General features: G+C 35.0%; 21 protein-coding genes. 17 read left to right on the top strand and 4 right to left on the bottom strand.

Annotation, left to right across the window (positions count from 1 at the left end):
- Positions 1 to 17: 17 nt before the first annotated feature.
- Complete coding sequence (locus AC13DP_RS08280; RefSeq protein WP_041579957.1) at positions 18 to 344, top strand: DMT family transporter; 327 nt, start codon at positions 18 to 20, stop codon at positions 342 to 344.
- A gap of 146 nt (positions 345 to 490) precedes the next feature.
- Here the strand turns inward: AC13DP_RS08280 and AC13DP_RS08275 are convergent, their stop codons facing one another.
- The gene (locus AC13DP_RS08275; RefSeq protein WP_228250248.1) at positions 491 to 877 is read right to left on the bottom strand and encodes a hypothetical protein; all 387 of its coding nucleotides are present in this window, start codon (positions 875 to 877) and stop codon (positions 491 to 493) included.
- Positions 878 to 1,170: 293 nt separating this feature from the next.
- On the opposite strand from AC13DP_RS08275, the gene AC13DP_RS08270 reads away from it, so the two are divergent.
- From AC13DP_RS08270 to AC13DP_RS08235, 8 genes are all read left to right on the top strand, one after another.
- Positions 1,171 to 2,262, top strand: a complete 1,092-nt coding sequence (locus AC13DP_RS08270; protein WP_483067548.1) for a sensor histidine kinase — start codon at positions 1,171 to 1,173, stop codon at positions 2,260 to 2,262.
- Positions 2,263 to 2,270: 8 nt separating this feature from the next.
- Positions 2,271 to 3,587: a sigma-54-dependent transcriptional regulator gene (locus tag AC13DP_RS08265; RefSeq protein WP_483067547.1), complete on the top strand. Its 1,317-nt coding sequence runs from the start codon at positions 2,271 to 2,273 to the stop codon at positions 3,585 to 3,587.
- Positions 3,588 to 3,921: 334 nt separating this feature from the next.
- Positions 3,922 to 5,199, top strand: coding sequence for a Glu/Leu/Phe/Val family dehydrogenase (locus AC13DP_RS08260; RefSeq protein ID WP_013071636.1), 1,278 nt, complete (start codon positions 3,922 to 3,924; stop codon positions 5,197 to 5,199).
- A 120-nt stretch (positions 5,200 to 5,319) separates the two neighbouring features.
- Positions 5,320 to 5,760, top strand: a complete 441-nt coding sequence (locus tag AC13DP_RS08255) for a hypothetical protein (protein WP_483067546.1) — start codon at positions 5,320 to 5,322, stop codon at positions 5,758 to 5,760.
- 400 nt (positions 5,761 to 6,160) lie between these two features.
- A complete protein-coding gene (locus AC13DP_RS08250; RefSeq protein WP_483067545.1) occupies positions 6,161 to 8,068 on the top strand; it encodes a tetratricopeptide repeat-containing sensor histidine kinase in 1,908 nt (635 codons plus the stop codon).
- Between the two features lie 128 nt (positions 8,069 to 8,196).
- Complete coding sequence (locus AC13DP_RS08245) at positions 8,197 to 8,841, top strand: response regulator transcription factor (RefSeq protein ID WP_347407499.1); 645 nt, start codon at positions 8,197 to 8,199, stop codon at positions 8,839 to 8,841.
- A 99-nt stretch (positions 8,842 to 8,940) separates the two neighbouring features.
- Complete coding sequence (locus AC13DP_RS08240) at positions 8,941 to 9,363, top strand: hypothetical protein (RefSeq protein ID WP_228250242.1); 423 nt, start codon at positions 8,941 to 8,943, stop codon at positions 9,361 to 9,363.
- A gap of 19 nt (positions 9,364 to 9,382) precedes the next feature.
- Positions 9,383 to 9,766 (top strand): DUF805 domain-containing protein, encoded by a 384-nt coding sequence (locus AC13DP_RS08235; RefSeq protein ID WP_483067544.1) that lies wholly within the window; start codon positions 9,383 to 9,385, stop codon positions 9,764 to 9,766.
- Positions 9,767 to 10,071: 305 nt separating this feature from the next.
- Here AC13DP_RS08235 and AC13DP_RS08230 read toward each other — a convergent pair whose 3' ends face one another.
- The gene (locus AC13DP_RS08230) at positions 10,072 to 11,250 is read right to left on the bottom strand and encodes a BamA/TamA family outer membrane protein (protein ID WP_483067543.1); all 1,179 of its coding nucleotides are present in this window, start codon (positions 11,248 to 11,250) and stop codon (positions 10,072 to 10,074) included.
- Positions 11,251 to 11,523: 273 nt separating this feature from the next.
- On the opposite strand from AC13DP_RS08230, the gene AC13DP_RS08225 reads away from it, so the two are divergent.
- From AC13DP_RS08225 to AC13DP_RS08190, 8 genes are all read left to right on the top strand, one after another.
- The gene (locus AC13DP_RS08225; protein WP_483067542.1) at positions 11,524 to 12,078 is read left to right on the top strand and encodes a TetR/AcrR family transcriptional regulator; all 555 of its coding nucleotides are present in this window, start codon (positions 11,524 to 11,526) and stop codon (positions 12,076 to 12,078) included.
- A 49-nt stretch (positions 12,079 to 12,127) separates the two neighbouring features.
- Positions 12,128 to 13,033 carry an NAD(P)/FAD-dependent oxidoreductase gene (locus AC13DP_RS08220; RefSeq protein WP_483067541.1) on the top strand — a complete coding sequence of 302 codons (906 nt, stop codon included), beginning with the start codon at positions 12,128 to 12,130 and terminating at the stop codon, positions 13,031 to 13,033.
- A gap of 465 nt (positions 13,034 to 13,498) precedes the next feature.
- A complete protein-coding gene (locus AC13DP_RS08215) occupies positions 13,499 to 14,080 on the top strand; it encodes a TetR/AcrR family transcriptional regulator (RefSeq protein WP_483067540.1) in 582 nt (193 codons plus the stop codon).
- A 92-nt stretch (positions 14,081 to 14,172) separates the two neighbouring features.
- The gene (locus AC13DP_RS08210) at positions 14,173 to 15,033 is read left to right on the top strand and encodes an alpha/beta fold hydrolase (protein ID WP_483067539.1); all 861 of its coding nucleotides are present in this window, start codon (positions 14,173 to 14,175) and stop codon (positions 15,031 to 15,033) included.
- A 223-nt stretch (positions 15,034 to 15,256) separates the two neighbouring features.
- The gene (locus AC13DP_RS08205) at positions 15,257 to 15,838 is read left to right on the top strand and encodes a TetR/AcrR family transcriptional regulator (RefSeq protein ID WP_347407507.1); all 582 of its coding nucleotides are present in this window, start codon (positions 15,257 to 15,259) and stop codon (positions 15,836 to 15,838) included.
- Positions 15,839 to 15,992: 154 nt separating this feature from the next.
- Positions 15,993 to 16,784, top strand: a complete 792-nt coding sequence (locus tag AC13DP_RS08200; protein WP_347407508.1) for an SDR family NAD(P)-dependent oxidoreductase — start codon at positions 15,993 to 15,995, stop codon at positions 16,782 to 16,784.
- A gap of 323 nt (positions 16,785 to 17,107) precedes the next feature.
- On the top strand, positions 17,108 to 18,151 hold the full coding sequence (locus tag AC13DP_RS08195; RefSeq protein ID WP_347407509.1) for a serine hydrolase domain-containing protein: 1,044 nt from the start codon (positions 17,108 to 17,110) through the stop codon (positions 18,149 to 18,151).
- Between the two features lie 86 nt (positions 18,152 to 18,237).
- Complete coding sequence (locus tag AC13DP_RS08190) at positions 18,238 to 19,191, top strand: hypothetical protein (RefSeq protein WP_228250233.1); 954 nt, start codon at positions 18,238 to 18,240, stop codon at positions 19,189 to 19,191.
- 162 nt (positions 19,192 to 19,353) lie between these two features.
- On the opposite strand, the gene AC13DP_RS08185 is transcribed toward AC13DP_RS08190, so the two are convergent.
- Both AC13DP_RS08185 and AC13DP_RS08180 read right to left on the bottom strand, forming a co-directional pair.
- The gene (locus AC13DP_RS08185) at positions 19,354 to 19,707 is read right to left on the bottom strand and encodes a DUF1622 domain-containing protein (RefSeq protein ID WP_347407510.1); all 354 of its coding nucleotides are present in this window, start codon (positions 19,705 to 19,707) and stop codon (positions 19,354 to 19,356) included.
- Between the two features lie 31 nt (positions 19,708 to 19,738).
- Positions 19,739 to 21,202, bottom strand: coding sequence for a type III PLP-dependent enzyme domain-containing protein (locus tag AC13DP_RS08180; RefSeq protein ID WP_483067538.1), 1,464 nt, complete (start codon positions 21,200 to 21,202; stop codon positions 19,739 to 19,741).

The following is a 21,202-nucleotide window of genomic DNA, read 5'->3' as shown; positions in this document are numbered from 1 at the left end:
CTGAAAATTTTGAATCTATGAATTGGTTTCTCCTAATAATCGCAGGCTTGTTTGAAATGCTTTTTGCCATATGTCTGGGTAAAGCAAATCAAACTGAAGGTATCGCGTCAAAACTTTGGTTTGGTGGGTTTTTACTATGCCTTGTGTTTAGTATGAGCTTACTGATAAAAGTAACCAAGGCTTTGCCTATTGGAACTGCTTATGCAGTATGGACGGGTATAGGCGCAGCAGGAACCGTATTATTGGGAATTATTGTTTTTAAAGAACCGGCCACTTTTTGGAGATTGTTTTTTATCACCACCCTTATCGGTTCTATCATTGGTCTAAAATTAGTGTCCCATTGAGGAACAGCTTTAAGCTAATCGCTAATTTATGAACCCTGAAATATTGGTGCCGGAACTAACCAGGACAGTAACAGAATACTTAAAATGGCAATTAGCGCAAGAATAAAAAGAAATTTTAATCGTGACAAAATATACATTTTTAATACTTAATTTTTTCGCTCTGATAATCGCTTATATATGCTCTTTTTTAATAAATGATGTTTTTCAACAATCCTTAGATAGCGCATCCGATGCCTTTCATATAAATTAATATGCTGGTCTCCATATTCACTTTTTCCGTATTCTAGCTCTTTCTTTAGTTCCTGCTCAAACTTGCATAATCCTGCCGTACATAAGATAACCTCTCTACGCATTCCCTGTAAAGTACCAGCTAACCTGGCATCATTTATCATTAATTTTTCTAGTTTTAAAAGGCTCCCTAAATCTTCATTTATATCCTCAAGAAAAAGTTCCCACATCGCTACTTCTCTTAAATCCTTTTTAATACAGAGCTCTCGATATGAATACACCTGTTTAAAAAAATTGATCTCCAATTGCTATTTTCAAAGATTAAACACGCATTCATAAAGACAAAGCCTGTACCGATCTATACAAATATTTCTCGAGCATTTCACATACCACTGATTAACAGCTATTTAATCAGAAACATATTTTAGAAAAAAATAATACTTTTGGGTAATAATGTATCACCGGGTCAAAAAACCCCACTTAAATAACAACACCATAAAAATTATAACATTGATTATTAACACCTTACGTTTTTATTCGGAATTTTAATCCAGGTATTGCCCGATTATGGTAGTTGTGTTGTAGAGAAATTGTAAAAATGAACAAAGAATTTACATTAGAAGATCGTCTAAAAGAAAGGGTAAAGGAATTAACATGCCTTTATAGTATCTCGAGTGTTTTAAGAAAGCATTCCAACAATATTCAGGAAACCTTAAAAGAAGTTTGTGAAATCACCAAAAACGCCTGGCGACACCCTAAAGCTACTATTGTAGAATTACAGTATACTGATTTTCAAATTAACACCGGCCCTATTCCAAATAAGCATGTTTTTCAGGAAAGTAAACTATCAGACCATCAGGAAAATTCTGGAAAAATAAGGGTATATTATGATGCTGAAAACTATGACAAAACTGATTTCTTAGAAGAAGAACAACAATTATTAAATCAAATAGCGATAGAAATCAGTGACTTTTTTCAAAGAGAAAGCATTAAAGAACGAGAAGAATTAGTACGCCGAAAAGCTGAACATAACGACCGTTTGGCTATTTTAGGTGAAATAACCGCTGGTATCGCACACGAATTAAATACTCCTTTAGGGAACATTCTGGGATTTGCTGAACTTATACAGGAAAATAATAAGGATGAGCAGACTAAAAATGATCTGGATAAAATAATTAAAGCCAGTATATATTCCAGAGAAATCGTAAAAAAACTAATGTTTTTTGCCTGTGAAATGCCACATCAAAAGCAACCACAACAAATAAAACCTATTATAGAACAAGCTTTATCTCTGTTGGGGCCCAATCTTAAAAAAGCAGGGGTTACCTGTAGTTTTGAAATTGATGAAGATAATTTGGTTTTTCCGCTGGATATGATACAATTTACGCAAATCATTTTTAACCTGGTTATCAATGCTATTTATGTATCTCCTCCCAAAAGTAAGATTCAAATTTCGGTCAGCCATTCTAAAAATCATATCCTGATGGAAATTAAAGACCAGGGGCCCGGAGTTCCAAAGGCGCTTCGGAAAAAAGTCTTCCATCCATTTTATAGTACAAAACCCCTTGGAGAAGGTTCTGGATTAGGATTAAGCGTGGTGCACGGCATTGTAAAAGCACATCAGGGAGAAATTAAAATAAAAGAGAATATACCTAACGGAAGTAACTTTCAGATTCTATTACCGCTATAACTTTAATTATGACCTATAAAAAAGCAAATATATTAATAGTAGATGATGATTTTGATATGTTGGAATTGCTTCAGCGACAACTACAAGATCAGAACTTTCATGCCTATAAAGCTTCCAGTGTTCTGGAAGCCATAAATATTCTAAAATATAGTCGTATCGATTTACTGGTTACAGATTTGCAAATGCCTCAAGTCGATGGAAGGGAATTAATAAAATACGCCTCCGATCATTATCCTGCTCTTCCTACGCTGGTCATCACAGGATTTCCGTCTATCGATGGTGCTTTGGAAGCTATGAGATCTGGCGCAATAGATTATCTTATTAAGCCATTTACCAAAGAGGAATTAAAAAATGCGGTAGTCAAAGCTTTGCCTCAAAATCTACAGGAAACGCCTCAGCAATCTGCCGCTAATAACAGCATTTCTTATGCTGGTATTATTGGAAACTCTGATCCTATGCAAAAGCTTATCGATCTTATCGAAAGAGTTAAGGACAACAAAGCAACGGTTCTAATCCAGGGAGAAAGTGGCACCGGAAAAGAACTTATTGCAAGAGCTATTCATTATAAAGGGAGGTTTGCTGCTCAACCTTTTATTGCTGTAAATTGTGGTGGAATACCTGAGGAGCTGCTTGAAGCCGAATTATTTGGATATACTAAAGGTGCATTTACCGGGGCTTTAGAGAACCGCCAGGGATTTTTTCAGGCCGCAGATAAAGGCACTATATTTTTAGACGAGATAGGAAATGCCCCAATGAAGGTACAAACCAGACTGCTAAGAGTCCTTCAGGAAAAAGAAATACAACGTATTGGAGAGCAGAAAGCTAAGAAAATTGACATTCGTATCATTGCGGCTACCAATAGTGATCTTTTTAAAATGGTGCAAAACGGTAAATTTCGTGAAGATCTTTATTATCGTTTAAATGTAGTGAATATAAGTACTCCTCCCCTGCGTTCGCATAAAAGTGATATTCCTTTTCTAGCAAATAATTTTTTAAGAAAATACGGATCGGAATATGGAAAACGGGCAAAGCTTAGCGAAAAAGCATTAGAATTATTACAGAATTACGACTGGCCCGGAAATGTTAGAGAACTTGAGAATATTATTCAGCGTGCATTAATTTTAAGCGATGATGACATAAGCATTGCTCAGCTTCCAGATCATTTTAAATACAATATTAATACTAGTGATGCCGCGTTTAAATCTTTAGCTGAAATTGAAAAAGAATATATTCTTAAAGTTCTGGCCTATACCGATCAAAACAAAACGCAGGCTGCCGAGATTCTCAAAATAGATCGCAAAACCCTGCGAAATAAACTAAAGTAACAAGTGGTACATTATTCCTCAACCGGGTTATAATGCCCGCTTAAAAGCAATAAAATAAAAATTTTAAAAAACATAATAATCTGATTTTCATTAGACTACATAAAACAAAATAAATCATTCTTTTTTGGGTATAGCCTTTGACTTTTAAGATATAGACGAACATCATTATTATGAAAACAAATCATATCAATAAAAAGTCAGCTTTAAAAAGTTCTTTAGGCAGTCTCTTACCCCAGGAGATGCTTAAGGGACTTTGCTTTAATTGTGATCATCAAAAAAACTGTACGTGGAAGGACCACCGAAAGTTGTTTTGTGAACATTTTAAATAATACTCATGAAAAAGGAAAAAACAAAAAAACAATCAATGCATGCTACGGTAATGAGCCAGTTTAATAAAACGGCAGACCGTATGGATCTAAATGTTAATATAAGAAAGATCCTTTCAATTTCAAACAGTGAAATTATCGTTCACTTTCCGGTTAAGATGGACGACGGAAGTGTAGAAGTCTTTACCGGTTATCGTGTACAGCATAACAATGCCCTGGGGCCATACAAAGGTGGTTTGCGTTATCATGACACGGTAGATATCGATGCTGCCAGAGCTTTGGCGATGTGGATGACTTGGAAAACTTCTCTTGCAGGACTGCCATTTGGGGGCGCTAAAGGCGGGATAGAAATAGATCCCAGAAAATATTCTATTGGAGAACTAGAGCGAATAACCCGTAGATTCACCTATGCACTGGGAGAAAATATAGGGCCAGAACATGATATTCCTGCTCCAGATATTAATACCAACGCTCAAACTATGGCATGGATTGCAGACACTTATATGTCTACCATCCCAACTTCAGAGCGTTCGCATAACCGGCATATTGTTACAGGTAAACCATTAGGCGTAGGCGGACTGGAAGGTCGGGATCGTGCTACCGGCTATGGTGTATTTCTATCAGCAAAACTTTATTTAGAAAATAAAGGAGAACGTTTAGAGGATAAAACATTTATTGTTCAGGGATTTGGAAATGTTGGCTATTGGGCTTCTCACTTTCTGGTAAAAGAAGGAGCTCGTTTGCTGGCGGTTCAGGATGCTCACGCTACATTGTACAAAAAAGAAGGTATAGATGTAGAAGGATTAGCGGTACATTCTAATCCCAGAAAAGGATCGATTGCAGATTATCCGGATGCGGTTACTATTCCTCCTGAAGATTTCTTTGGTTTAGAATGTGATATCATTATTCCCGCAGCACTGGGAAATCAAATTACAGCCGTGGTCGCTGAAAAAATAAAAGCACCACTTATATTAGAAGGTGCCAATGGTCCAACGGATAAAGAAGGGGAAGACATTTTATTAAGAAACAATGCGACTATTATTCCAGATATTTTTTGCAATTCAGGCGGAGTGATTTCAAGTTATTTTGAATGGTTACAAAACCGTAACGGAGAGTTATGGGATTTGGAAGAAAGTATGGGAAAACTTCAGAAAAAACTTACTGAAAACTTTAAACGTATTCAGCGTGAAGTCGAAGAAAAAAATATCGATTGGAGAACCGCGGCATATATGCTGGCTATATCCCGAATTGAAACGGCATACCAACAAAGAGGTATTTTTCCATAAACGCACTGAAGGAAAGCGCATAAGGTATTTCTTAGAAAGTTATTTTTTATTTCGAGGCGAGCCTGATAGCATTTAATCCCGATTATCCAGAAAAAAATAATAATGCTGAAAAATGAACTAATGAAAAACGGTACTCAAAATTTTCTCATGGAATATGAACAAACAAATATTGGTAAAAATACAATATCGGTAATTGAAGGGAATGCTCATGATTGGTTTCAAAAGCTTGAGATCATCGATTTTGAACTTTTACTCTATAAATCATATTTACAGGATTATTATTCTGGAAAAATGCGATGTGAAAAAAGCACCATAAATTCATTATTATCATATATCTGTCGGCATATAGAACAAAACAAGTTTCACCTTCGTACCTGTTTGTATTATAAAAACAGGATCTCGAAGATCAGGGAGTGTGATGATATGGAATGCGAACAAATTTATATGGAAGCACACTCCCTGTTTAAAAAAAGACTTCAGGATCATTTTATTAAAATAAAGCGACTGAAGCATCAAATTATTTCTAAAACTTTAGTGTATTCCGAACTAAAAATTGATTAAACAATTTTCGGAGACTTGAACAAGAATTCTCAGGAAGAAACCGAATTTTAAGAATGACGCTGAACTGTTTGTTTGGATGTTTTTTCCGAGGCCGGACGCCTGCTGAAATTATAGATTTTAGGATTTATACTTTCAATGCAAGGTGTTCGGCTATTTTTTAGGCTTATCGTAGATCTCGCAAAAGGAATAACGCCTTAAACGATCCTTTTGGCTTCGATTTTAGACATCTACGTTATTTGATATTTTGAATTTAAACAGTACTGATATAATTTGCTGTAAAACAATTTCAGGCTTTCCAAAAACTCAATGATTACAGGTTTTTTAAGGATTATTTATAATAAATAACAATACTGAATTTTCTATAAGTCGTATTTTTGAACGCTCTAAAAAGGTCTATTGTATGTCCTTCCAAAGGCTGGTATATTTTTTATTTTTCTTCTTCATACTCATTCAGGCACATGCACAGGATAAGTATTCCCATTTTAAAGCTTTTCCTAAAATTCCCAATGAGGTAGATACTTACCTTTATAAAAATTTAGATAAGGCAAGAAGCACAAAAGAACGCCTGGCCTATCTGGATACCATCGCTCAGGTTTTTGATAAAACAGATTTAGCCGACTCGATACTGGTATATGGTGAGCGTATTCAAAAAACGATTACAGCATTACCTCATACCAGTGCGGACTACGAATATTATAAATACCGCGGAATTTATTACGAAGCCCTGGCCAAAAGAAAGTTGGGGTTATTGGATGAAGCTATTGCCAGTTATATAAATGGACTGGAAAGTTTACACGCAGCTAAAGACAAACCTATCGCTATATATTTAAGATTAGGCTTAGCTGAAACTTATTTACAAAAGGAAGAATTACAGAAAGCGAAAGAAATAATAGAAGAGCTTTTGAAGTTAGCACATAATAATGAAAATTTAAATGCATTAGTACTTACTGCTCTTGCCGATTTTCAGTACAGGAATAAAGAATGGGAACACGCAATAGCTACATACACTAAAGTATTAGAATTACCGGCCATTAAAAAACTTGATAAACTCTCGTATCGCATACGATTAAACCTTGCTAAACTTCAATCAAAAAACTATACCTCATTACAGTCTCTAGAGCAATTTCAGCACATAAAAAAAGAATGCCTGGCAAAAGGTTACTATGGCTATTACATCCAGGCGGTTTTAAATGAAGGTTATATTTATTTAAAACAGCAAAATTATGAAGCGGCAGAAATCGCCCTAAGCACCGCCTATATAAATACGGTATCCTGGAATCGGCTGGAATTGCAAAAGAAAGTTAATCGCTCACTTGTGGATCTTTATGTGACTAAAGAAGATTATAAAAATGCCTTCAATTTAATGACACAATATGAAGCGGTCAATAAAACAATAGCATCACAGCAAAATGCACGTCAGGTTAGAGAGTTAGAAGAAAAATATAAAAGTTTAGAGAAGGAGCGAGAAATAATGAAGCTTCAGGAATCCAAGCTAAAAGATCAAATAGAAATTGATAAACAACGTACGATTAAAAACGCAGTATTAATTGGTTTTTTGATCATTCTAATCCCTATTATCTTATTGCTGGTAGTTTACTACCAAAAATTGCAGGCCCAAAGTGAACTAAACAGGCAACAAGAAGACTTAAATCGTAAAGAAATGCAAAGCCTGCAACAGGAACAGGAATTAAAAATGGCCAGAACTTCCATGAAAATACAAACCAGAGAGCGTGAACGTATTGCTCAGGAACTTCACGACAGTATTGGCGGAAATCTTGCAGCGATCAAACTTCAAATGAATAAGCTCGATCTAACAACAGAAAACGCCTTTAATGTAAAAAAACAACTAGACAGTACTTATCGTCAGGTAAGGGAAATTTCCCATAGTTTATTACCCAAAGAATTTAAAGAGCAGTCTTTTGCGCCTATCGTCCAAAATTATATGGACCAATTTAACGAGCCTGAAAATCAAAGTTATTTTTTTAATGCCTATCCTGAAGAGGCTATTAATCAACTGCCTAAAAAACTTCAGGTAGCTTTATTTAATATGATTAAAGAATTAACCAACAATGCATACAAACACGCCAAAGCCAATCAGGTGATGATTCAATTAAATGATATCCCCGAAGAGAAAAGTCTTTCCCTAATGTACGAAGATGACGGGATAGGTTTTGTACCAAATCATTCAGAAGGTATAGGATTAAAAAACCTAAAAAGTAGAATAGATGAACTTCAGGGGTATTTAGCCATTGATAGCAATCCTGGTAAGGGAACGGTAATTAGCATTCATATTCCTATCGCGCAGTGAGTAATAAAAAACCTTAAGACAAGTCTTTGAGGTAATTTTAGAAAATAATTTTTAATTCGAGGCCTCCCGATCCCAGCTAGCTATGGGTATAGCATTGGAGTATTAAACCTCGATTATCGACTAAAAAAATGAAAACAGTCTATAATATCATTATTGCCGACGACCATAAAATGTTTGTGGACGGGCTACGGAGCATTTTAGAACAGGAAGATGATTTACATATTGTACATACAACATCTACCGGGGAAGAAGTTTTAAAGTATCTAAAAATCAATCAAAATGAGCAAATCGATTTGCTTATAACAGATCTTAACATGCCCGGAATGGACGGTATTGCACTGAATAAAAATATCAAAAAAGATTTTCCGGGAATTAAAACCCTGGTGATCAGTATGCTTGAAGACGGGGCCAAGATTAAATCCTTAACCGAAGATGAAGTTAATGGCTATCTTTCTAAAAATGCTGAGCAAAAAGAACTGCTAAAGGCCATCAGGCAAATCCTTTTAGGAGAAAATTACTTTTCTACCCATATTCAATCCATTTTAATCCAATCCTTAACCAATAGCCGAAAAGCTTCTGAAATTAGATTAACCCAGCGAGAAAAAGAAGTGTTACAGTTAATCGCTAAAGAACATACTACCCAGGAAATAGCAGATATGCTATTTTTAAGTAAACATACCATTGAAAGTTATCGTAAAAACCTAATTAACAAACTAGAAGTACGAAATTTAGCAGGGTTAACACGCTATGCTATAGAACATAATATGGTTTAACCCCTGTTTTCAGGGATAAAGATTTCACTGCTTTCAGGCTAATATAGGCGCAGCTTACATTAGATATTTGTTCCCAGTTAATCTTTAAATATTCATGTTATGATTTATGGAATTTCATTAATTCTACTCAGCATTATCGCTGTGCCATCCTTAATTCTTTCCAAGAAACCCAATGCCCAGGAATTACTGGATAAGGTAGCACCTTACCAGGGATGGATAGGACTGGTTTTTTCAATTTTTGGGATATGGGGAATAATTTCAAGTTTGCTTAGCTTAGAAGTATTAAGTAGCGCTCCCATTTGGTGGATTACATTATTTGCTGGAAGCATCGTCGAAGCCACACTTGGTTTTCTTTTGGGCTTCCCGGTGATCAGTAAAATACTTTCTAAAAATGCTCCAGATTACCAACAAAAAAGTATAAAAATAAGAGAAAAACTTGTTCCTCTTCAGGGAAAACTTGGAATTCTAGGAGTGATTTCAGGAATATGGATCATTACAGCTTCCTTTCTTTTTACAGTATAATTAAAATAAAATATAAGTTATGAAATGGTATTTAAAAGCCTTCCGTCAGTATTCAGATTTTAAAGGTCGAGCAAGAAGAAAAGAGTATTTTATGTTTGGGGTGATCAATGCACTATTTTCCATTGGTTGTATGCTCTTAAGTTTTGGATTGAGTAACTGGTTAGAAGCTCCGGCCTTTATTAGTATTTACGTTTTGTATACGTTGGTTTCTTTACTCCCATCACTTGCAGTATCGGTAAGGCGTATGCATGATATTGGTAAAAGCGGATGGATGTTATTGGTAGGCTGTATCCCATTGGTGGGACCAATATGGATGTTAGTTTTATTAATTACAGACAGTGATGCGCAAAACAATGAATATGGACCAAACCCAAAGGAAGGATTCCTGTTAGAAGATATTTAAAAGTTGTAGAGTATAGTTATGATTATATCGAGAGGTTGGGGCTTGTTGGGCCTATTGTTGCCCATCGCCGTAGTACTTTTAGGTATCTATTTTTTTAGTCCTGATGGGAATACCACAAAACCAATACTTGCGTTTGGATTCGTAATTTCTGGAATCCTAACTGCTGTAATCGGAGTTATCTTCCAGAAAAAAAGTAACAATAAACATGATCTATTTTTTATGCCCCTAAGCATATGGGGCATAATATGGATCGCTCTGGGTGTGTTTATTTATAGTATGATATAAAAAATAGCAGCTTATAATTTCTAAAAAGCTTCTCCAATACTGATATAGAAGTTGCTATCATCCCTGGTAAAAGCATAATCAAAACGCAGATACACATCTTTTTGTTGAAAAATTAAAAATCGTGCCCCTGCCCCGGCAGACCATTTTACATTATTCAACTGTAATTCATCCCATTGGTTAAACACCTCTCCTATTCCCGTAAAAATGGTAGCCCCTAAACGATCTGTAAAGCCTAATTTTAAAGGTAAAAATCGATATTCTACCTGCGCAGCAATCTGGTTACGGTCCCGATATCGACCTTTAAAATAACCACGCATAAGACTTTCTCCTCCCATATAAGATAATTGATTAAAGGGGACTTCACCGCCAAAATTAAACTCCCCATAAACCTGTGCTGCCAAAACATCATTATCACCTACTTTTTTGAAAAGACGGTTATCGAGGGTGATCAATTGATATTCTACATTGCTTTTCCAAAAAGGATTATAATTAAGATAGGCAAACTCACTAAAAAAAGCATCTCTTTCATTTAATACATTATGCCGTTCATCATATACAAAGCCTACTCCAACTCCAAAATTGGTGGTTCCTTCAGCTCCAAAAGGCAATTCAAAATTGATTTCTTCATTATCTTCGGAAGGCTCAAAAGAAACATTACTTAAACTTCTAAAATCGGTTTCAAGACCTATGTAAAAATTATCCAGTACCTTACGTAAAACCCGTTCTTTAATTCTAATTTGAGTGGCATCCACCAGTGCGATATTACTTGTAGGAACGTCGCTCCCGATACCATAATATTTAAGCGGAAACTGTTCAAAATCTATATCTCCAAGAAAAAACCAGGTATCTTTATCTGAATATAAGGCATGACTAATTCTAATACCATACTGCCCATTAAGCGTAAAAAAACTATAGGCTTTCATTTCGCTAAGCCGATTGTTTACATCTTCATTAGCGTAATAAATGTATAAGGGAGTTAAACCGAATTCTACACCTGTTTCAGGACGATAGCCAACGGTAGGAAAAACAAAAAATTGCGAGCGTTCCTTAGAAACCGTATCCTTTAAAACAGTATTGATATACCTGGATATAAAACTTTTACTGGCTTTATTATCTTTTGTTTCCTGAGCGTAAACGAACGATTGTAAAATAAATACGAAGCAGAAAATAAATAAAGTAAGATAGTTATTTCTAATCATAGTTGGGTTTGATCACAAAAATAAACTTTTCAGTTACTAAGTCTTCCTATTTCACTTTTAGCTAACAATAAATTGGGAAGAAATCTAAAAAATTATCAATCGCCAAAACTTTGAAAATATCACTACCCAACTCAAAATTAAACTATATAAACTTCAAATTATAGTAGCAATCAGCTTAGAAATCTGGATATGATCAAAGTGGCTCACCAGGACTAGCCAGTAAAATTAATTATAAAAATGTCACATATTTGAGAAATATAGATATCTTTGCTTATGATGACGGCTACCAAAAAACGAATCATAGAATCTGCTATTCAAGTTTTCAATGAAGACTTATCTGCTCCTTTGCAGAAAGTAGCAGATAATGCAGCGGTAACACGCCGAACTTTACACCGGTATTTTAAAGATCGTAGTGACCTGGTAGAGATTTGTAGACAAGCTATAGAAATAAGCTGTAAAAAAGCAATGATTGCGGCGATACAAAGCAGTGATGAGCCGCTTATCCAGTTAGAAAAGATGCTTTACGCCGGCATTGATTGTGGTGCAAAATATGCAACGTTTTATAGGATGCATCTAAATCCAGATCATATCCATACCCGGGAAAATAAAAATTGTGCTGATTATGATTACATCTATTCAACATTTCAACAGATCATTCTTAAATTACAGAAAACCGGGAAATTAAACCCGAAAATGTCTCCGGAATGGATTCAGGTTTTACACTCCGGAATTATCGAAAGTACCGTTAATGCTAGAGAGACGCAGCAGAATATAGAAGATATAAAAAAACTGGCCTGGACGTCGTACTTTAAAGCTATAAGCCCTTAAAAAATTTATACATACATGTCTCAAAATTGAGACATTAAAATCTAAAAAAATGGAAAACAAAAAATTTGAAGTTATCATCATCGGTGGAAGCTACGCCGGCCTATCCGCAGCAATGGCACTGGGAAGATCCTTGCGCAAAGTATTAATTATAGATAGTGGTTCAGCCTGTAACCGGCAAACACCACATTCCCATAATTTTATTACACAGGATGGAGTGCCTCCTGCTAAAATTTCAGAAAAAGCGAAAAATCAGGTGCTTCAGTATAAAAGTGTAGCATTCATAAATGACCTTGCCATAAAGGCTGAAAAAACTGAAAATGGATTCACCGTCGATACACAATCCGGAGAAAAACTGGTGACCAGCAAAATCATTTTTGCTACGGGAATAAAGGATTTAGTACCACCTGTTCCGGGGTTTAAAGAATGTTGGGGAACCTCTTTAATTCATTGCCCCTACTGTCACGGTTTTGAGTTCCGAACCAAAAAAACAGGAATCCTGGCCAATGGAGAGCGTGGTTTTCATTTAGCTTCACTAGTAAATAACCTTACCAACGACTTAACTATCCTAACTACTGGTAAAGCCGATTTTAAACCTGAGCAATTTGCTAAACTGGAAGCTCATCGTATACCTATCATTGAAACAGAAATCGCAGCGCTCGAACATCAGGAAGGTCAAGTAAAAAATATCGTATTTACTAATGGAGATCGGGAAATATTTGATGCCTTATATGCAGGTTTTCCTTTTAAACAGCATTCTGACATTCCGCTATTCTTAGGCTGTGAACTAACGGAACAGGGATATATTAGAGTTAATGAATTTCAGCAAACTACTATCGACGGGGTGTATGCCTGTGGTGATAATACAAGTAGGATGCGCTCGGTCGCTGCCGCCGTAGCCAGTGGTAACCTGGCCGGTGCGATGACTAACGCAGCATTAACCAAAGAACTTTTTTAAAATTAATAGTATTGAATGAATGATCGAAGTTAAAATACTCCAACGCTAACGATAATCAGCCTATGGGAGAATTTTAAAAGTCTATTTTTTAGAAAAAATAATCGATTTAAGTGGAAAATCCTGCTGATATCACTTTTGAAGCAAAAAAAGTGTTGCAGGAAAAACTTGAAAAAATTCTGATGCCCGGTTTCGGCTATGCCATAAATATCAAAATCTTTATTGAAAAACAGACTTAAAGGTAAGTACAGAAATTTCAAGAACAGCCATTCATTCCGCCAAAACCTGTCTTACAGATGACTATAAATGATAACAAGAAGTGCCTTTTTATATCTTAAATCATCTACACTAGAGAAACGCTCCTAAAAAACTGAAGATATATTCTGTGTAAGCCTCTTTTTATAAGTACTAAGCGATATTAGTTTCCGAACGTTTGGTAAAAAACTGTAATTTTTATAGATTTGTACTATGAGACCACAAAAAACATTAGACGAAGATGTCCTGGCAGGACTTACCGAAGTTTTTCAGTCCAAAGGATATGAAGCTGCAAGTCTGCAGGATCTGGCTAGAGCTACAGGGCTAAAAAAAGCTAGTTTGTACCATCGTTTTCCTGGTGGAAAAAAACAAATGGCAGAAGCTGTTTTAGGACATCTGTCGGAGTGGGTCGAAGAACATGTTTTCCGGGTAATTCATCATACGGCAGAATCTCCTCAAATCAGATTGCAAAAAGCGATAGATCAAATAAAAGTCTTATACGATAACGGGAAGAATACCTGTATTTTTCGGGCTCTTTCGATGGAGACCGGTATAAGTTTATTTCGCCTCCAAATAGAAAAAGGAATGAATGAGTGGTTAAAAGCTTTTGAAGCTATTGGAGAAGAACTTAAGTTAGATTCAAAAACCGCAAAAGACTATGCGTATCAATCGATGATAGATATACAGGGAAGCCTCATCTTAACCTCAACCTTAGACGATCCTGAAATTTTTGGAGATGCATTAAAAAGAATTACCAATCGATATTTAAACGATAATCGACAGGAAATGCAATGATAATGATAGCACTTATCTCAATACACTAAAATAAAAAATTTTATATAAATATTACCGAACGTTCGGTAATTAAAAAACTTAAAATAATAACAATGGAAAAGACTAAATTTAAAACAGAACATGTAGACGGAATAAATATAGCCTATCGGGAAGCCGGGGATAATAAGAAGCCAAGCTTACTACTTTTACACGGCTACCCTTCTTCTTCGCATCAATATCGAAAAGTGTTTAATCGGCTGGCCGATAAATATCATCTTATCGCTCCAGATTACCCGGGTTTTGGGCATAGCGATTTTCCAGCTCCTGATCAATATGACTATACTTTTGATAACATTTCTAAAACTATCAATAGCTTCTTAGAAAAACTGGAAATTGATAACTATTCTATTGTTATGCAAGATTATGGTGCGCCTGTAGGATTTAGAATTGCGCTTGCGCATCCAGAGAGGGTAACAGCTATTATAACCCAAAACGGAAATGCTTATGAAGAAGGTATTGGTGAGGCCTGGAAACCTATTAAGAAGCTATGGGCTAACCGTATTAAAGAGAATGAAGAAGCGCTTTTAGATGCGTTTAGCTTAGAAGGATTAAAATGGAATTACACACACGGTACTCAGGATGTCGAATCAATTAATCCAGATTGCTGGCATTTAGATTATCTAAGAATGCAACGGCCTTACGCTAAAAAAGTAAATATTGATTTATGGTATGACTATCAAAACAATTTAAAACAATACCCCCAATGGCAGGCGTACCTAAGAGAACACCAACCGCCGGTACTTGTAGTATGGGGGAAAAATGACGAGTACTTCCCAGAAAGCGGTGCAGCAGCCTTCAAAAAAGACTCAAAAAATATCGAATATCATATTTACGATACGGGACACTTCGCAATGGAGGAATACGGTGATGAAATCATCGATGAAATTGAAAAATTTATGACCAAAATAGCTTAAAATTTAAGCTATTTCCACATCCAAAAATACAGGATCTATCGCTATAGGTCCTGTATTCTTTTCACATATAAGATTTGCTTTATAGATTATAAATGCAATATTTTAAATAGCAAGCAGCTAACCGGTTTGGTAAAAGCTCTTTACAAATTTGCTATGGTTTTATTTCCTGTTTACTTTAAATTCCATTAAAAAAACTATTTTTGTAACAAACATTACAAAAAAAATGAAAGGGCGACCTCATATTTATAAAAATAAGGATTTGATCTTAAAAGCTCAGAACGTATTCTGGGAGAAAGGTTATAGTGCCACTTCCTTATCTGACCTGAGTAAAGCTACGGGAGCCGGTGCAGGTAGTTTATACAACACCTTTAAAGGAGGAAAGAAAGAACTCTTTAAAAAAGCATTAGCACAACGAAGAGAAGACTTTAAGGCATTCAAAATAAAACTGGAAAATAGCGAAGCCCCCATACAGCTAATTAAAAACTTTTTCCTAAGTCTTGCTACAGCACCTAAAAAATCACACTCCAAAGGATGCATTGTCGCCAATACCCTAGTCGAAATGTCATTTGTTGATGAAGAACTCGAAAAAGAAGCCATCGCAATATTGAGGGAAACGGAAAACTTATATAAATCAACCATCCTAGAAGCGCAGGAAAACGGAAATTTACAATCTAAAATACCAGCTGATGTATTGGCAAAGCATCTAATTAGTGTTTGGTGTGGCATCAACTCGTTAAGAAGAATATATCCTAATCGCAAAATTCTTCAACAGCAGATTGAATTGCAACTGCAAATAATCAACTAATTTTTAATCCCATAGCAGGTTTAATTTTATAAACCCAATCGTCGTCGGGAGCTATCGAAATAAAAAAAGATTTTCTGATGGAAATGTCGGGCAATTTTTGACATCTTTTATAATAATTTTTTTAACGATCATTACAAAAATAAATAATAGTATAATGGATTTACAACTAAAAGGAAAGAAAGCATTTATCAGTGGTTCAACGCAGGGAATAGGCTACGCTATTGCGCAGCAACTAGCACAGGAAGGCGCTTCGGTAGTTATCAACGGAAGAACTAAGGAAAAGACTCAAAAAATAACCAATCAATTAAAAAAACAATATCCAAATGCTCAAATATCAGGCATAGCCGCAGATTTTTCCAATAAAGAAGAAGTGTATTCTTTACTCGATCAACTTGATAACATAGATATATTGATAAACAATTTAGGAATATTCGATATGATAGAATTTGAAAATATAACCGATGAGCAATGGTATCATTATTTTGAAATTAACGTTATGAGTGCTGTGCGATTATCCCGAAAATTACTTGCGAAAATGAAACAGAAAAACTGGGGGCGCATGCTATTTATAAGCAGTGAATCTGGGATTAATATCCCTGAAAACATGATTCATTATGGAATGAGCAAAGCGGCACTTTCAGCAGTTGCTAACGGGCTATCCAAACTTACCAAAGGGACAGAAATTACTATCAATACCATTATAGGCGGACCAACTTATTCTGATGGAGTTGCAGAAGCTGTGCAACATATAGCGGCAAGTCAACATATCGAAATTGAAGAGATGAAGAAAATCATTTTACAGCAGTCTAATCCGCATATTCTATTACAGCGCTTTATCACTCCTAAAGAAATCGCCAATTTAGTAACCTATCTGGCCAGTCCTTTAGCCATTGCCACCAATGGCGCATCTTTAAGAGCAGATTCAGGAGTCCTGAAGACGGTATAAATAAAATTTAGAAAAGCAGATGGTACGCTAATTTATAAGACTTATATCTAACTTATTCTAAAAAATATACTCATGCAATTCCCCATAGCAATCCAGATGACAAGAGCATTTCATCTCGATCATCGACTAAAATATTTTTTAATTAAATTAGCTTCATATAACTAATGAATTTTAAGCCTTACCCTCAGAACTATTGACTTATAATTAAATTAAAATCGACTTGCAATAAGTCGGCTTGGTATGAATCATAAAAATCTTACTGTTTAAACATTATTTGATACTTCCCCATATCAAAGAATAAAGCCCTTATTCGGGATGAAATTATGAGTTCTAAAAAATCAAAAACAATTATTCGTATCGTTTTGGCGATTGGAACAATAGCATCTCTTTTTTTTGTTCCCTGGATTATACTAAAAGCCTGGCTTATGCCCTTACCCGATACAGTACAGGAACAGGTAAATTACGCAACAAAATTAGGCTTTGATGGTATTATTGTTTATGTAGATAAAAAGGGAAATGCACCCGAGTTCTATGCGGCCGGTTATAAAAATCGAGAGCAAAAAATTCCGGCAGATCCACATTCCTTATTCAAAATAGCCAGTGTGACCAAATTATATCATGCTGTGGCTATCGCCAAATTAGTAAGGGACGAGCAACTATCTTTAGATAAAACCCTTGCAGATTATTTACCTGAATTAAAAGGTAGAATCGAAAATGCTGATGAAATCACACTACGAATGATGGTACAGCATCGAAGCGGAATTCCTAATTATACCGATACGTATATGTATTGGGCAGCACCAAAAGAAACTGCTGAAGAAAATCTTTCTTTAGTCTTAGATCTACCTGCTAATTTTGAACCTGGCGATGATTACGAATATTCTAACACCAATTACTTGTTAATTGATCAAATTATAAAGCGCGTTTTAGGATATAAAACCTTTACATACATCCAGGAAGCTATTTTAGACAGGCTTGACCTAAAAAATACCTATGGTTCTATTCATGATGTGAATTTGGATGATGTGATGAGTGGTTATTATGTAGGTTATGAAGAGGATTTAAAAACCGATAATATTGGTGTGATGTTGGCTACAGCCGAGGATTTAGGTAAATTTATAAGAGCACTAAACGACGGCTCTGTTTTTAAAGACCAAAAAGAACAGGATATCTATTCTTCAATTTATCGTTATGACCATACCGGTTTAATCCCTGGATATCAAACGATTGCCAAATATCACAAAGATATAGATACGGTAGTCATTCAGTTTACCAATACCGTAGATTTTGAAGGCTATAATTGGAGTTTGCACGAAATCATCTATAACCGAATCATTAAAATCTTGCGAAAAAGAATGGATTCTTAATTTTCATCCTTTTTTAAAGAATGTTAGTTTCTATAAAAGCATTATATTTCGTGAAAGACAAACTCATCAATCAAAACTTTAATGTTATGATTAAACACTTGCCGTTTAAATTTTTTGTTTACAGTATCCTTATTTCGTTGGTTTTTGCCTGTAAAAATGATACGAAAATTGTCGAAAATAAATACGAAATAGGGGCTGATACGATTAATTTTCAGTGGCAAAAATTAAAACAAGGAGGCATTACCATCAATCACGGGGCAATTCTTATTCCGGTAACATTAGAAGGAATCGATAAGACTTTTAAAATGCAGCTGGATCTTGGTATTAATCATAATGTGATTTACGGCGATACACTGGCGGCAATTACTTCAGCTTATCCTGAATTACAAAATAACATTCAGCATCGCGATGGCTACGAGGTTTTTTACAATAGAATACAATTCAGTAACCATCAATTGGCTAAGGAAGATAGTTTGCTGGTTCGGGAAAACTTTGGTAAATCTGAAAACCTTAAAGATTTCGATATTATAGGCACTTTGGGGGCTAATGAAATTAAAAACAAAATTCTACTTATAGACTTTAGATCGCAACAATTAGTCATTACCAACAAATTGGAAGATTGGGAGGAAGACACTTTTAGTTTTACGCCACTCAGTTTTAAAAACAATCAGCTTTACTTAGACCTTATTGCTGCCGGAAATAAACATGCGTTTGTTTACAGTACTCAGGCGAGTTTGTTCCCATTAGCTACCATAGATGCTAACTTATTTAAAAATATTACCGAAGCAAAAAATAGTGAAACAAAGCAACTGAAATCCTGGGGAGAAGAAATTAGCTTTGCCGGAAGCGATATTACCACCAAAATTCGCATCGCCGATGTTAACCTCCCCATCAATAATAAAAAAGCTTTTTTTACCGATGCTAAAAAAGTAAGCGAAGTGCTAAAAACTGAAAATATAAAAGGCGTTATTGGAAGTGATCTTTTTATGAATAATACGATTATGATTGATTTGGTAAACAATCGATTTGGGATTAAGTAAATTAAATTTTGAATTTGATTCTATAAAGTATTTGAAATCTCAATGAATTATCAAAAGATATCTATGTCGAAATATTGCCAAGATAGTAGCTTCTGCACAAAAGTCCTGTATAGATTTCACTCAGTCTTTGATTTTTTTAAATCTTAACTAAATTGAACTATTTTAATATTTATCGATTCTAGCTTTTTGCCAAGGAAACTTTCCCTCTAACTCAATTTGTAGCGATAAACTTAAAAATGTTCTTATCAACACAATTAGACCTAGTATAGAAACAGATTTTAAAGTAGGATCGGTTACAACGGTAGCCATAATATCTGCTGCAATCAGGATTTCTAAACCTAATAGTATTGATTTTCCAACAGACTGACGTAGGATAGAATAAGTGCTGGAGATGCCTTTATTTTGATTTATGATAAACTTAAACAATGCCATTAAAGTTCCTATAAATATGGTTAAAACTCCTATTGCCTCAACAATGGTTGCAGTATAATCTATGTACGTTTTGATATTTTCCATTTTTGCTTTTAATTACACACAAATGCTATTTCTAATTATCAGTGTCCAACTTAAAATCAGCAAATTTTAAGGATTTTGAAGTTTCTGTATAAACCAAATTAGGTGCAAGCTCAAAAAGATGCGCCTGCGTTTCGAAAAAATGCATCATATAACCCGCGGTATTTACAAATACCACGACATCACCAATCTCAGGAAGCTTTGGTAATGTTACTTTTCGTTTTAGTAATACATCTCTTTCTAAACAATAGGCTCCAGTAAAATAAACATCTACTGATTTTTCCTCTGTCTTATCTTGATCGAGATTTGCATACATTACAAATGGATCGAGCATAAAATCGGCACTAGAACTCATCATCTGGCTCATATTCATTTCTAAACCAATTAACCACTGCCCTTTCGCATCTTTTTTTCGATGTACAACTCTTGCCATGGTAATTCCCGACTGGTTTACTAAAGATCTACCCGGCTCAATTCGTATTTCTATATTTTCCTTTTGAAGTAAAGATGCCACTGAACTCCCGTTTTGATCTGAATACTTTAAAATCTCCTCTAAAAATTTATCTGAATTAATTTCGTTAAAGTAAGGATAGGTTTTTCTATCCCCTTTTATGATTCCGTCTTCAAACCTGTAACCTAGTCCGTTATTATTAAACGTAATGGGTGAGATTTTGCCTTTTAGACTTTCTTTTAACCTTACATCAAAATTTAACCATTCTTCTTTATGCTTAAGGTAGTTGATTAAAATTCCTCCCCCCATATCTATAAATCGAAATGAAAAATCATTTTCTCTAAGCTTTTGTATTAAGCTTATACAATGCAATAAGGCTTCACTTCTTTGCCGGGTAGAATAGCCGTCTAAATGAAAATGCAATCCTTCTACCTTAAAATTGTTGTACTTTTTATCTTTACCTACATGCTTCATTAAGTATTCTTCAATATCATCGATATCAAAACCAAAACGGCTATAGAGTTTCTTTTTGTTTACATAAAAACCACTCAGACGAAAGGCAACACGGGCTTTACAATTATTTTTTTCTGCTAAATCATTTACGAGAACACATTCATCATCATTATCTAACACGATAGGCACATTATTCTGAAGTGCGGTTTTAACTTGCTCTTTAGTTTTAATAGCAGAAGTTAATACTAAATGATCACCGTCTCCCCCAAGTTGAAGTGATTGTAAAAGTTCTCGCTCACTTGCTGTATCTACACCTATATTTTCTATAAAAGCCTGTTTCACAAACGCCTTTGCTTTATTTGCTTTTCTGGCATAGAATATCCCAAATTTTATGTCATGGTTTTGAAAAACTTCTTTAAACCTTGTACAATTTTTAGCAAAAGAAGCAGGATGAAGAATATTTAGCGGAGAACCAAACCTTTTAAAAAGTTCATCAACCACTTTTGGATGATTCATAATATCATGCATCCACGGTGATGTAATTGGCGTAAGTCCTTTTTCCTGATTTCCTTTACTATATTGACTATTATTCAT

The sequence above is a fragment of the Zunongwangia sp. L-65 genome (assembly GCF_056859415.1).
Note: the sequence above shows the minus strand (reverse complement) of the source record. Positions and strands in the feature narration are given on the sequence as shown.